We start from the raw sequence: 13315 nt of genomic DNA on the forward strand, positions 1-13315 counted from the left end.
GGCCGCCAAACGGCCAGGCGCCTGCGGCGGTCAACCCGTCGGCGGAACATGCCGGCGGACGGTCCCGGAAGCGGCGTCCACGGCGACGATCTCGGTCGCCACCGTGCCACTCGCGTCGCGCTTGTCGGCCGTTGTGACGAAGGTGTCCGCGTCGCCGAAACCCAGCGTGGAAATCGTGCCGAACGGCTGCGCCAAAGGCAGTCCGCGGGTCCTGCCGCCGTCGGGCCGCACGAAGACGAGGCCATCGGGCTTCGTCTCGTACGCGAACGTCTCCGCTTTCAGGGCCGAATTCGCGCCGGGCAGGTCGATCCGGCCACGGACGGCTGGGCCCGGAAGTGGGCTTCAGGTCACGCCGGCGCATTTCACGAGGTGGGAAGCAGCGCGATTCCCGCCACACGCCCTGGTCGACCGGCTGTCGCTCATCGGTCGCCGGCGGTCCAGGGCAGTGCCGGGCGGCATGTGGCCGGGTCGGGTTCGGCGCGGCCCTTGTAGTTGAGAACCCGGCCGTCGGGGGTGCGGACACATTCCGACGACCCCGGTTTCGGGATGTCGCGGTCGGAGTCCCACACCAGCTTGCCCGCCGCGTCGTAGCCGCGGATCCGGGGAATTCGCCCGGCCTGGAACGCATCGGCGGCCTCGCGTGTGTACGCGACGGTCTCCGTCGCGTACCAGACGCCGCCCGACATGGTCGCCGCACGCTCGCCGGTGCCCCGGTCCATGGTGATCCGCGCCACGGGGGCGTTGTAGCGGCCTGCGGCGTAATCGGTCCAGCCGGCACCGGACTTGGTCCCGCCGCTGTTGTCCACCTCGATGGTCCCCGTGAGCAGTTCGAAATCCGACTGGACCCACTGAACCACGGGCGAAGTCGAACCCGAACACTGCAACGCATGGCGTCCGGCCGGGTCGACCGCGACGGCGTAGATGTGCCCGGGCTCGGCGGCCTGGGGGCTGCGCACCGTGAAGTACGGGCGGTATCCACTCTCGGCGGTGGCGGCGGGTCGGGAGAGGGCACACGCGGCGACGAATCGGGCGGCCTCGGCGTCGGACACCGCGATCTCGGCCGGTACCGGCACCTGCCCGAGCGGCAACCGGCGACCCACGACGGAGGGCGCGGAGCCGGTCGCAGAGGGCAGCGCCGACGGCGAGCCGGCCGGTCCCGGGACCCGGGTGGCCCGGTCGTCGCCGGAGATCCCGAGCAGGGCGCCGGTGACCAGGCCCGCGACCGTCGCCGCGGCGGCCAGTGGCAGCAGTACCCGGCGCGGCGGTATCAGCCGATCCTGAATTCGCCGTCGGATCGCGGGCGGTTGCGGTGATCGGGAGTCGGTGAGGGGGAGGAGGGCGAGCAGTTCGGCGCGGCGGGCCGCGCTGTGCGGCAGCTCCCGCTCGGCCGGGATCGTGTTCGACGACTTCACGATGTCTCCTCGGCGATGGCGTGGGTGTTGCGGGAGGACGGTGCGTGTTCACGCAGGTCGTCGCCGAGTCGGCGGCGCGCCCGATGCAGACGGGACTTGATGGTGCCCACGGCCACGCCCAGTGCGGTGGCGGCGGCTTGTTGGTCCAGTCCGCTCCACACACACAGTTCGATCACCTCGCGTTCGTGCGCGGGCAGGCGGGCGACGGATCCACGCAACGCGACGAGGGCGCGTTCCTCGTCGACGCGATCGGCGACGTCCTGGGCATGGTCGGGGACCGGTGACGGCGTGGGAAGGCGCTCCTTGAGCGCCTGATAGCGACGACGAGCCCGCCCGCCGTTGGCGGCGATGTTGCGGGCGATGCCCAGCAGCCACGGCAGCGCGCTGTCCCGGTCCAGGGTGACGGCGCTTCGATGACGCCATGCCTGCAGGAAGACGACAGACGTCAGGTCCTCTGCCTCGACCCACGAAGCGGTACGGCGGGACAGGTGGTTGAAGATCGCACGGGAGTGTCGGTCGAAGATGACCCCGAACGCCTCGGGATCACCTGCGCACGCCCTCTCCCACAACTCGCGGTCGGATATCGCGGTGATGGTCACACCCTGTCTTGTCCGACGGGCCACCCCGGGTTCCCGAGGATCGACGTCGAGGATGCGCCGGAAACGACAGAGATCCGCTCCCGTGTTCAGCCGATGTCGTGCGGCTCCTCCTCGCCGCCGGTGGTGGTGGTGTCGACGTCCTTGTCCGGGATGCCCGCCGGGCTGTTCTTCACGGAGGGCTCGGCAACTGCGGGCGGCTCCGCGGACGTTGTGACAAAAACGATCCGAACCCCGTCCATCGAGGTGGCTGAGCCGGCGGGGCGGGGGCCGGGGGCCGGGGTCGGCGACGCGAGGCCCCTGCCGGGCGCGACGGGAGGGGTGGTCGGTGGGCGGTGTCCGGGTGGGGGCGGCGGGGGCGCCTTCGGGTCGGGTGCCGAAGCGGTGGGTGGCGCTTCGGCGGGCGGGGGCCGGCGGGCCGGCGCGGTATGGGCGGGCGCGTCCTCGGCGGTGGGCGGGAACGGGAACGGCGGCGGGGGTGGTTCCGCCGGTGCGGGTGGTACGACGCCGAGGGCGGTCCAGGTGTCGCGGACCTCGTCCAGGAAGGCGCGGTGGTCGGTGCCGTGTGCGTACGCGGCCGCGTGCAGGGCTTCGAGGGCGGCCCGCAGGGAGTCCGGGTCGGCGGCGCCGAGCAACGCCGGTAGGGCGCACGCCTGTTGGAGCGCGTTGTGGGTGGTGCCGTCCGGGAGGGTGATCGTGGTGTGTGGCACGTTCGGGTCCTGGAGCAGGCGCCGCCACAGTTCGGCCGGGTCGTGGAACGGCGCGGGCAGCGGCGTGCCCGCGTCGAGTGCCGCCAGGGCGGGTGCGATCCAGTCGATGTCGGCGAGTCCCGCCACGGTGTAGGCGCGATGTGCCGCCCAGCGGGCTATCGCGCGTTGTGTCCCGTCGTCGACGCGCGCGATCGCGTGGACCAGGTGCACGTCGAGCATGCGCATCCCGTGTACGTTTCCGCGCAGCTGCCGCAGCCGCTCGGTCGGCAACCGGCCCGCCCACTGGCGCAGTTCGTACTCCCGGACACGCTCCGCCCTCTCGCGGGCCTGTTCCTCGCGGGCCGCGCGCGCCGCCGCGGCCCGCTCGTCGGGCGTCGGCGGTGGTGGCCGGTCCCGGGCGATCCTGTGCCAGTAGGCCGCCTGGTCGCCGGTCTGCCTGATCACGCGGTCCGGTTCCGCGGGCGCCGGCCAGAACTGCAGGAGGTAGTGATCGACCGGCGGTTCGCCGGCGAACACCACTCCGTGGGCGTTGGCCTCGTCCATCCCCGCCGCGCAGTAGCGTACGCGGTGGTCGACCGGGTCGAGTTCGAACTCGCACGCAATGTCGCCCTCCCACTGCTCCAGCCGCACGGTGCGCGTCTGCGGGGTGAACGATGCCTCGACCACGTCCTCCCACCGCCCGTCCACCTCGGGCGGGCCGTCGTGGACCTCGATGGTCAGCCCCACAATGCCGGTGTGCATGCCGGTGGTCAGGAACAGATACCCCTCCACCGCGGCACCGCACAGACCGTTGACCTGCCCCGCCCGGTGGTCGTCCTCGATCGCCGACCACTGCGCGCGACTGTCGACGTACATCTGCATGTACGCCACGTGCACAGAACCCTCGAACACCGTCCGCACGAGCACTCCCCCGAAACGTCATCGGCCGCGTGTCCTCGACCCGGGCCTCCGAGCGTCATGCTGCCGCATGGCACGGACAACACGAGCGTCGGCGGACGCCCGGCTCGAAGGTCTGCCGGGAACGTCTCCCCATGCCCGACGAGTTCGCGCTACGGGGGTTTGCGGTGCAGCTCATCGCCGCCGAGCGCGGTCGGTCCGCCCCAGGGTGTGGTGCTCGGTCCCGTGGGTCCCTGCCATGGATGACCTTGAGCGGGGCACACTCACCTCCGGGAATTTGCACCACACCGCCCCCGCCGGCAGGCGAGACCCGTTCGCCGTCCGGGCTCGATCCCGATGTCCCGGGTCGACGGGGGCGGGTTCCCTCCGCGATGCGTCGCGGTTGTTGTTGTCGTCGTTACGGCACGAAGGAGTGCCGGTGGCCCGGGGAGTGATCCGGTGAGCGAACGAATTGGACTGGCCGAGGTGTTGGCGGCGGCGGAGGGTGCCGCGCCGGTGCGGTCCCTCGATGTCGTGGCACGCAACCTGCGCGAGCGTTTCGACGCGCGATACGTGTCCTTCCTGTTCGTCGACGTCGTCGGACGAAGGCTGCTCCGGGTCAACGAGGCCCCCGATACCGACCACGAGCACCACACCGAAGAGGTCCCCCTCGCCGGCCGCAGCGTCTACGACGAGGTCCTGCGCGCCCAGAAACCGGTCGTGACGCTCCAGGGTGAGCAGGGGCACCGGGTACTCGCCCCCGTCACCAACCGCGGCGACACCATCGGTGTCCTGGAGCTGTTCCTCACCCACGTCACCGAGGACGTGCCGGCCCGGGTCGAGGAGGCCGCACACGCGCTGGCGTACATCATCGTCACCGATCGCCGCTTCACCGACCTCTATCACTGGGGCAACCGCACCACCACCGTCAGCCTGGCCGCGGAGATCCAACGCCAACTGCTGCCCTCCGCCCCCACCTGCGAGGCCCCCGAGTTCACCCTCGCCGGCGCCCTGGTCCCCGCCTCCGACATCGCCGGCGACACCTACGACTACTCCGTCGACCACGACACCCTGCACCTGTCGGTCACCGACGCCATGGGGCACGACGTCGACGCCTCCCTCATGGCCACCCTCCTCGTCAACGCCTCCCGAGGCGCCCGCCGGGCCGGAGTCGATCTCGTCGAGCAGGCCCGCCAGACCCACCAGGCCCTCCTCGACCACGGCCGACAGTCCTTCGCCACCGGCCAACTCCTGCGCATCGCCCTCGACGGAAGCGGCGTCCGACTCGTCAACGCCGGCCATCCCTGGCCCCTGCGACTGCGCGACGGAACGGTCGAGACACTGCGCTTGGCGGTGAACCTGCCCTTCGGCGTCGTCGGGCAGGGCGCGTACCGCGTGCAGGAACTCGACCTGCGCCCCGGCGACCGCCTGCTGCTCCATACCGACGGTATGCAGGAACGCCGCGCGCATACCGTCGACCTGTCCGGTCTTCTCCGCAAAACCGCCGCCGAGCACCCGCGCGAGGTCGTCGGCACGCTGGTCGCCGCCGTCGCCGATGCCTACGACGGCAGAGCGCCCAAGGACGACGCCACGGTCCTGTGCCTGGACTGGCACGGCCCCCGACCGGGCCCCGGCCCCCGCCCCGCGAGCCGGCATCCGGACTCGTCCCGAACCTCGTACGGTCGAAGCTGACCATCGAGGGCGCCGCGCGGGCGGTTCGCGCGGCGCCCCGGTCGACCCCGCCCGGACATGCACGGGCCACACGTTCCGCCGGGGTTCAGTCGGCGAGTTCGGCGGGGGTCGGTTCGCGGTCGTGTTCGGTGGTGAACGCGTCGCGGAAGAAGCGCTTGATCTCGCCGGAGATGGTGGGGACGGCGAAGGTGGGGAACTCGACATCGTAGGAGGGGGCGGTCGCGGCGGTGAAACGCGGCGTTCGCGGCATCGAGTGCCGATCCACTCGATCGGGTGACGCTTGAGGCGCCGGGGGCCGGGCAGGTGTGCGGGCACGACGGTACCGATTTCGGGGAGAGGTTGGTCGATGGTGTACGAACGGGCAGGTCACGGGCTCTGGAATGGATTCGCGGACTCCTGCTCCGACTCCGCGCTCGTTGATCGTCCGGACAAGGACGTGGGCGAGTCGTTCCGTATCCGTGCGCGTGGGCCGGGGTCGCACTGCGGCACCGTCCACCATCGGCCCACGTCCCGGTGAGAAGGATCATGCCCGGGCGTCGTCGAACCCTCGTCCGCCGGCGCGTGCCGCGACGGACCGGGGCCTGTGCCCAGGCCCGCCAAGCCGTACGAGCCACCCTCGCCGACTGGGGTTGGAACGAGGATCGTGTGGCTGCCGCCGTCCTCGTCCTGTCGGAGATGTTGACCAACGCACAGCTGCACACCGACGGGGAAGTGGTCCTGGCCGTGCGCCGGACCGCGCGCGGGGTGCGGTTGTCCGTCACCGACGCCGATCCCCGGCCGCCGACCCGACGCGACACCGGCCCCGAACACCAGGGTGGGTTCGGCCTGCACATCCTCGACACCATCACCACCGACTGGGGCGTTCGCAAACACCGGCGCGGCAAGACCGTCTGGGCCGACCTGGTCGTCCCCCACCCCGACGTGCGCCCGCACCCGCGACCGGTGCGCGCCGGACTCGGGGCCGCCACGATCCGGGCGGCGCTCGGCTCGATGCGTCGGGCGGGTCCGGCGGTGGCCCGCCGAGCGGCCATGCCGCGTCGATCGGGGGCATGGGTACGGCGGCGCGGCGACTCCTCGGCGCGCGGGTGGGTATCGGCGGCGACGCGGCGGATCAACGCGGCCCGCACAACCTTCTCGGCCTCGCCGTGGCCGCCGGTCGGCAAGTAGGCCGTCCGCACGGGCCTCGCCCGGCACACCTGGACGAACTCACGGAACCGCACCGCCTCTTCGGCTCTCAAAGAGCACCTTCCGACATCCCGCGAGTACCGTCGAGCGCCGCCCACGGGAACGTCCGAGGATGCGCCCACACATCGGCGAGGGCGGACAAGTCCCCGCCCCGCGGTATTCGGGTCGTCGAACACGTCCACGGCCTCGGACACCGCGACCTCGTCGCGAACGTGGCACGTTCGTCCGTAGGCTTCGGCGGTGTTCGCCTACCTTCTCGCCGCGCTGTTCCTCCTGTTCTGCCTCGTCGGAGTCGTCCGCGACCGACGCCGCTTCGGCAACGCCGTCTTCCTCGGCCTGTCCGTCGTCGCCCTCGTCGTCGGGCTGCTCGGCGAACTGCATCGTCTGCCCGAGCGCTTCGCCGACGTGGTGACGCTCCTGCTCCTGTTCCTACCGGCCCTGGGCCTGCTCCTGCTGGCCGGCGCGCTGCTGTCCAACGGCGTAACGATGGTGCGACGGGAGGGAGTTCGTCCCGCGAACCTGCTCTCGTTTCTCGCCGGGCTGACCATCGTCGGCGTGATCGTCCTGCTCGTGACCGCCCTGTTCATCCGCTCGCGCACCCTGATCGTGATCGCCGGCACCGTGGTGCTGGTGGTCGGCTACGTGTCCTTCCTTCTGCTGTGCTTCCTCGGCTACGCCTTCCTCTACGAGCGGTTGCGGGTGCGCCGATCGGTGGACTTCGTGGTCGTACTCGGCTCCGGCCTGATCGGCGGCAGGACGGTCCCGCCCCTGCTGGCCGCCCGACTCGATCGCTCGCGAAGGCTCTACGACGCCCAGATCGCGCGTGGGAACCGGCCCATGCTCATCACGTCGGGTGGCCAAGGCCCGGACGAGGATCTGCCGGAGTCGCACGCGATGGCCGACTATCTCATCGCCCGAGGCGTACCCGCGGAGCGAATCGTGCGCGAGGACCTTTCGCGGAACACCGAGGAGAACCTGCGCTTCAGCAAGACGATCATGACGAAGATCGATCCCGACTACCGGTGCGTGATCATCACCAACAACTTCCACGTCTTCCGTGCCGCGCTGACCGCCCGACGTACCGGGGTCCGCGGCCAGGTGGTCGGCGCGCCGACGGCGAAGTACTTCCAACCCAGCGCGACAATCCGCGAGTTCGTCGCGGTGTTCCTGACCTACAAGGTCGTCAACCTCGGCGTGTGCCTGCTCATCGCGGTCTCCGGGGTCGCCGCGTGGCTGTGGCGCTGACCGATGCCCGAACACGGACGGCGGGCCCGGCGACGCGCACCGCGACGACGAGGACCACGCGTCCGTCGTCGGCGAACAGCCACCCCCACCGCCGGCGCTCGAACGGATGTCAGCGGAACTGGCTTGTGATGGTCGGATCGGTGATCAGATCGTCACGGGCCAGGAGCACTGCCTTGCTCAGGATGATCGACAGGGTTCGGTCGCCTTCATAGGGCAGGAACGCGCCGAAGGGGACGGCGGTCCCGTCGTTCTTCGGCACGATGCACAGGTACCGATTTCCCGGGCACATCAGCACGTTCCCCGACCCCAGATGGATCGCGTATGCGCGCCGGATGCCGGTGACGCGCAAATACCTGCCGTCGAGTTCGCACCGCGGTGCGATCGCGAGCCTGGGCAGCAGCCGGGCGAGCACGTCTCGTCGGGCGACGGCGCTGTCGGTGAGTTCGCCGAAGCTGTAGGACGACCAGTAGTAGCGGTAGCGCCCGTCCGGCCCGCCGTCCGCCCACGTCGGGTCGTTACCGATGCCGGCGACCCCGACGAACAGGTCGATGTCGCGCATCACTTCACTGAACACGAGGGGCGGGATCGTCTCCAGTGGCAGCGGCGCCACGTCGTCCTCCGCGTGCCTGCCCAGCCGGCGGTAGGGACCCCCGCTCGCGTGCGCGGTGGCGACCGGCGCGTCGATCCGGTGGAACCGGACCTGGTCGGTGGCGATGTGCAGATGGCTGCCCGAGCCCGTGATCTCGTGGTCGCCGACGGCGCCGATCAGGAATTCGGCGCGCAGGCCCCACTCCGGCAGGCTCCGGATGGCCGGCGGGTACTCGTCGTCGACCGACAACCGCAGTTTGTTCGTCCAGCCCCGGGTGGCCGCCAGGGCGTGGAACAGGTGCTGCCGCAGGACGTGCGCGGCGTACCGGTTGGAGTAGGTCCCCGTGCGCTCCTCGGCGGCGGTAAGCGGGTAGACCTCGCGGTGGGCCTGCCGGAACGGCTGGGTGATCAGGTGGCGTTCGAGCCAGTCACGAGCTGCGCGGACTTCGTCGTGGGGGATGTCGATCGGGTGCCACAAACCGACGGCGGCACCGGCCGCGGGCTCGATCGCCGTGTCGTCGAGCGTACGCAGCGCGCCGTCGGCATACCCACATGTGCGGCCGTCGACGGTCCACAGCAGGCGCCGCGCGAGGGTTCCCACGAGGGGGTGATCCAGGAACTGTGCACGCCACCGGTCGAAGCGCCAGGAGCGCCGGGCGAGGAAGAGGCGGTCGAGGCGGTCGGACTGCGCGGCGAGCATCTTGGCGATGTCCTTGGCGTCCGCCTTCAGCTCACCGAGTGCGACACCATGGTCGCGGCGCACGTCGGCGGGCGGCGCTTTGACCACCCGTCCGGCGGCGTTGCGCCAGGCGATGGTCACCGTCCGGCCGGACACGGTCAGTTCCGCGGTGGCCTCGCCGAACCGCTCGACGCGTCGGCCCACTTCGGTAAGCCCGTATCCGGGGACGGCGAGTTCCTCGACCTCGGCCCGGCTCAGACCGAGGTCCGCCGCGCGAGTGTCGAGTGCCGCGCCGACCGCCTTCAGGGTGCCCCGGTAGGTCAATTTCACGGAGAGCCGGGCCAGTTCCCCGACGGCAGCCGCGCCACCGAGCCGGGAGAGCGCGAGGACCGCCGCGTTGGCCACCTTCGGGCAGATCGGTCCGACTCCGGGAACCTTGCGGAGCGCGGTCTCGGCCAGCGTGCCCAATGCCCGCACGGTCTCGGGCGACTCCGGGGTGAACGCCGGCAGCCACACGAGACCGCGCAGGGCTACCGTGTTGTACGGGTCGTATTCGGCGCCGACGTCCCGTCCATGAGGGCTCGCCAACACGAGGGTGCGCGGGCGCCCGACCTGCGCCAACCACCGCAGGATGGCCGCAGTGGCCGCGTCCACACCGACCTCGGCCAGCACGTCCCGACCGGTCCGCTCCCACTTCTTGGCGGGCTTGGCCGCGTCGGCGGTGCGGGCACGCGCGAGCAGCCGCTCCCACGCCTCGCCGCCGGCCGCGGCGTCGGCCATCGCCAAGTCGGCCCACGCCTCGCCCGGACTGAGTACGGGGCCGTCCACACGCGCCAGCAGCCGGGCAAGTTCGTCGCTGTACAGGTACGGGACCTCCGCCATCCGCCGCAGCACTGCGATCAAGCCGCCTGTCGGCGGACGCCCGGCGGCGAGGTGGGCCCGGACGGCCGGGAGGAGTTGACCGTCGTATCCGGAATGCCATTGGCGTGAGGCTTCGGCGAGCACGGTGGGGAGGAGTGCCTCGGGTGCGTCCAGATCGAACCTTCCGGCGAGGAACAGCGCCAGATCGGCGATGCGCCGCCGGCCCGCCATGCTTCTCCCGGGTGCGTCCGCCGATAGCTCGACCAGGGCATCGATGAGTCGGGGACGATCGACCGCCGGCAGGTCGTCGAGGGCGGCGACCACGTCGTCAGGCCCGAACTGTCGGCCATCGCCCACCTGTTCGGCTATCCGCGCGAGGTCGCCGGACAATCCGTCGGTGTCGCCCGCCGCGATGCGCGCGCGTATCTCGGCCGTCCGTGCCGGTTGCATCCGCATCAGCCACCGACCAGGGCGACGAGCTCGAGGAAGACGACTTCGATATCGGCGCGCAGGTCGAGCGGTTCATCGAGGTCCTCGATCCGACGGTCGTCGACGAACACGATCAAGCCGTTGCGGGCGAACGCGCCGATGGCGAGCGCGTACTGCTTTTCGAGGTCGAGGTCGAGATCGCGGCTCGCGGGCCGACCCGGTCGACGAAACCCGGCCCGATTGCCCGCGGAGTCCGCCTCGTACCGCGCCGGCTCCCGGAACACCCGGTGCCGGATGATCTCGCGCAGGCTCAGCCGTTCCTCGTCCACGGACAACTCACCCGCGGCGAAGCGCCGACCGGCCGTCGTCTCGTCCCACAGCAGCACCTTCGTCATGGCCGTCACCCTAGGACGTCACCACGACACGCGCCCGCACCGCATCGAACCGCTCCATCCGGCGCCCGACCCGCCATGGAGACCGCTCGCAATGCCGCCGCGTGTTCCCGCCATCACGAACCCGGGGGCGCGGCGCTCGGGAGGGCCGTCGGCCGGATGACGGCCGACGGCCCGTCCCGGAGCGCGCGACGGTATTCGTCCGGCCCCGGACCGCGTGGTGCTACCTGAACATACGATCGCCGGCGTTCGCCATGCGATGGGTGCCGCTGTGTGCGTTCACCCAGTCACGAACCATCTTCACGGCGTTGCCGCACTGCCAGTTGTCGTCGTAGTCGCGCACCCCCGTGTAAGCCCCGTAACCCGCGATGATGCCGTCCACGCGTGCGTCACCCAGGAGCTTGTCGACGTACCACGGATCGTTGTAGGTGGTCGTCCAGGACAGGGTGGCCGCGAGGCGTCCGGCCGCGCGGTCCGCCGCGCCCTTCTTCAATTCGGCGCACGTGTTCCAGGTGGCCTCGGTGCAGTTGCCGAACCCATTGGAGATGTCGCTGTCGCCGTAGTCCATCACCCGCCGGCCGGCCGGGAATCCGGAACCGGATCGGGCGAACGCGTTTTGGACCTGGTCGCGGGTCCCGGTCGTGGTGATGCCCTCCAGTGGGCCGAGCCTGCCCTCCAGGCTCTTCCAGCCCCTGCCGCCGACGTCCGGGGTGTTGCCGCCGTGGTACTCGTAGAAGCCGTAGAGCACCTGGATCCCGGCATTGGTCAACCGCTGCGCCTTGTCCCGCAGTCCGGCCACGCTGCACGTGCGGTTCGGCGCCTCCCCGCAGTAGTTCGGGTCCTTGATGTCCAGCCACACCAGCGCCAGTCGGCGCCCGCGATTGGCGTTGGACAAAATCCGGTCGATCATCGAGTCGAAACTGGGGCCCAACCGATTCTCACCGGCCGACGAACAGTCGTGCCAGGCACGCCACTCGTTCGGATTCCACCAGGCGCAGACATCGATCTCGATGGCGTTCGCACCGTGGTTGATCGCGGCGTCGACGCCGTCGAGTGTGTCGACGCGATGCGCGATGTCATAGATCGCCTGACGCTGGTCGGCCGCTGCCGCCGGAGTCGCGAGTGCGGTGGTGGCGAGGAGCCCGCACAGGGCGGCCATCAGCGCCAGTAACGTCCGTGGGCGGGTGACACGCCACAGGTGAGGGGTCAAGAAACTACTCCTTCGTATCGGCTTGCCCAGGCGCGCAACCATTGGTCGTCGACATTCACGTCGGCGTCGCGCGCGCGGGGCACGCCGGATCGGCTGCCGTGGGTTGCGGCGAAAAGCGCTCGCTCGATGAGCCGATCGGGGTCCCAATCGTGATCACCGCAACCTCGTGGGCAGTTGACGAGTCGGCTGCCGGCGCCGGGTTCTCGACGCGAGCATCCACAAAGGTCACGCCGCGGTCACGCTTCAGGTTGCATCGGGATTACGTACCGGCCGCGGTGTCGTTCCCGACGGGAGCCGCGGCCCATGGATCCGGCCGGCCGCGCCCGCAGTGCCGGCGTCGCGGGGCGGTGGCGCGCCGGGTCAGAGAATCGGAAGGATGAAGCCCAGGTAGTCGTCGACGTACCTCACCGGCCGTGTCTCGTCCGAGCCGCTCCATTCGATGAGTGCCGTGTCGACGGCTGTGGCGACGAGTGCGGCCAGGCAGGACAGTTCACCTTCGGTGTAGGCCGTTCTCGAGGCGGCGGCGATGAAGGCGCCGACGACTCGGGCGAGGGGGTCTCGTCCGTAGGCTCGTTTCACCTGAAGGCCGGGGTTGTCCCGTACGAGCCGAAGCCGTGTTCGGAGAACGCCCAGTTCGCTCTCGGGAAGGGTCAGGGCCGCCTCGATGGCCGCCTTGAGCCTTGCCGAGACCGAACCCTGCTGCGGAAGCTGTTCGAGCTGTGCGGAAAGCCGCCATGAAATGTCGTCGAGTCCCTCCCAGACGATCTGTTGTTTTGTGGGGTAGAAGCGGGCCAGGCTGGACCTGCTGATCCCTACGGCGGCGGCGATCTGCGCTGTGCTGACCTCCTCGAACCCGAGTTCCTCGAGAAGGGCCAGTGCGGCGTCCCTCACATGGAAGCGGTCGATGTGAGCCGGCCGCCCCCTGGTGGCGCTCTCGCTCAAGGTTCCCTCCGGGTTATAGAACAGCGTCTCATTAATCCTATCCCCTCACGGCGGCGACATGGCGGGTGGCGCAGGCGAGACCGGCGGGTCACCCGCCAACGCGTGTCGCAGCCCGGTGGTCCGAATGTGCTCGCGCGCGAATCCCCCACCCGGCTGCCGCTTGTGCCGACCTGCCGACTCTCGGGCAAGCCCACTCCGCCGTCCGGCTCGCCCGGTCTCGGCCCCGTCGACAGGCTCGCCCATGCCTCCCGAGACGCGGAGGCGGCCACGTCTTCCCCATTATCGGACAGCGTGCTAAAAATGCTTTCGCGAGGTCGCGAGATCGCGGCGAACACCACTCGCTCGTGGGGTCCGGCACCCCACTCCCCCAAGGCATCGAGAGCCGGGCCCCTCCGCGTCGTCGTCGGACGTGTCGCGCGCGGCAGGGCTCCCGGCCATGTGATCGCCGAACGCGACGTCACGCGCGTCCCCCGGCGACCGCGACCCCAGGAAAACACC

12 protein-coding genes are annotated in these 13315 nt (G+C 70.6%); 3 read left to right on the forward strand and 9 right to left on the reverse strand.

The genetic code is table 11. The annotated features are described in order from the left end of the window. Positions 1-30 precede the first annotated feature (30 nt). The 4 genes from ACFRCG_RS10580 to ACFRCG_RS10595 form a co-directional block, all read right to left on the reverse strand. Positions 31-195, reverse strand: a complete 165-nt coding sequence (locus ACFRCG_RS10580; protein WP_380030426.1) for a hypothetical protein — start codon at positions 193-195, stop codon at positions 31-33. 224 nt (positions 196-419) lie between these two features. After that, the gene (locus tag ACFRCG_RS10585; RefSeq protein ID WP_380030427.1) at positions 420-1412 is read right to left on the reverse strand and encodes a hypothetical protein; all 993 of its coding nucleotides are present in this window, start codon (positions 1410-1412) and stop codon (positions 420-422) included. Further along, on the reverse strand, positions 1409-2011 hold the full coding sequence (locus tag ACFRCG_RS10590; RefSeq protein ID WP_380030429.1) for an RNA polymerase sigma factor: 603 nt from the start codon (positions 2009-2011) through the stop codon (positions 1409-1411). Before ACFRCG_RS10590 ends, ACFRCG_RS10585 begins: the two co-directional genes overlap by 4 nt. 86 nt (positions 2012-2097) lie before the next feature. Then, positions 2098-3618, reverse strand: a complete 1521-nt coding sequence (locus ACFRCG_RS10595; RefSeq protein WP_380030431.1) for a hypothetical protein — start codon at positions 3616-3618, stop codon at positions 2098-2100. Positions 3619-4053: 435 nt separating this feature from the next. Here ACFRCG_RS10595 and ACFRCG_RS10600 point away from each other — a divergent pair, with 435 nt between their 5' ends. Next, positions 4054-5286 (forward strand): PP2C family protein-serine/threonine phosphatase, encoded by a 1233-nt coding sequence (locus tag ACFRCG_RS10600; protein WP_380030432.1) that lies wholly within the window; start codon positions 4054-4056, stop codon positions 5284-5286. 85 nt (positions 5287-5371) lie between these two features. On the opposite strand, the gene ACFRCG_RS10605 is transcribed toward ACFRCG_RS10600, so the two are convergent. Then, positions 5372-5536 (reverse strand): hypothetical protein, encoded by a 165-nt coding sequence (locus ACFRCG_RS10605; protein WP_380030433.1) that lies wholly within the window; start codon positions 5534-5536, stop codon positions 5372-5374. Positions 5537-5811: 275 nt separating this feature from the next. Here ACFRCG_RS10605 and ACFRCG_RS10610 point away from each other — a divergent pair, with 275 nt between their 5' ends. Both ACFRCG_RS10610 and ACFRCG_RS10615 read left to right on the forward strand, forming a co-directional pair. Further along, entirely contained in the window at positions 5812-6453 is a 642-nt protein-coding gene (locus ACFRCG_RS10610; protein ID WP_380030434.1) for an ATP-binding protein, read from the forward strand. 258 nt (positions 6454-6711) lie between these two features. Next, positions 6712-7716 (forward strand): YdcF family protein, encoded by a 1005-nt coding sequence (locus ACFRCG_RS10615; protein ID WP_380030435.1) that lies wholly within the window; start codon positions 6712-6714, stop codon positions 7714-7716. 109 nt (positions 7717-7825) lie between these two features. Here the strand turns inward: ACFRCG_RS10615 and ACFRCG_RS10620 are convergent, their stop codons facing one another. The 4 genes from ACFRCG_RS10620 to ACFRCG_RS10635 all read right to left on the reverse strand — a co-directional run bounded on the left by ACFRCG_RS10620 (position 7826) and on the right by ACFRCG_RS10635 (position 12817). Beyond that, positions 7826-10294, reverse strand: coding sequence for a DUF4132 domain-containing protein (locus ACFRCG_RS10620; protein ID WP_380030437.1), 2469 nt, complete (start codon positions 10292-10294; stop codon positions 7826-7828). Positions 10295-10299: 5 nt separating this feature from the next. Then, complete coding sequence (locus ACFRCG_RS10625) at positions 10300-10668, reverse strand: hypothetical protein (RefSeq protein ID WP_380030438.1); 369 nt, start codon at positions 10666-10668, stop codon at positions 10300-10302. A gap of 220 nt (positions 10669-10888) precedes the next feature. Then, on the reverse strand, positions 10889-11875 hold the full coding sequence (locus tag ACFRCG_RS10630; protein ID WP_380030439.1) for a phospholipase: 987 nt from the start codon (positions 11873-11875) through the stop codon (positions 10889-10891). Between the two features lie 360 nt (positions 11876-12235). Continuing rightward, a complete protein-coding gene (locus ACFRCG_RS10635; RefSeq protein ID WP_380030440.1) occupies positions 12236-12817 on the reverse strand; it encodes a TetR/AcrR family transcriptional regulator in 582 nt (193 codons plus the stop codon). Between the last annotated feature and the right edge of the window lie 498 nt (positions 12818-13315).

It is taken from the genome of Embleya sp. NPDC056575, from assembly GCF_042793325.1.
GTDB lineage: Bacteria > Actinomycetota > Actinomycetes > Streptomycetales > Streptomycetaceae > Embleya.

Excerpts from the sequence above, each read along its gene's own strand:
- ACFRCG_RS10605 (WP_380030433.1), bottom strand. The coding sequence starts at position 5,536 with ATGCCGCGAACGCCGCGTTTCACCGCCGCGACCGCCCCCTCCTACGAT.
- ACFRCG_RS10610 (WP_380030434.1), top strand. The coding sequence starts at position 5,812 with ATGCCCGGGCGTCGTCGAACCCTCGTCCGCCGGCGCGTGCCGCGACGG.
- ACFRCG_RS10620 (WP_380030437.1), bottom strand. The coding sequence starts at position 10,294 with ATGCAACCGGCACGGACGGCCGAGATACGCGCGCGCATCGCGGCGGGC.
- ACFRCG_RS10625 (WP_380030438.1), bottom strand. The coding sequence starts at position 10,668 with ATGACGAAGGTGCTGCTGTGGGACGAGACGACGGCCGGTCGGCGCTTC.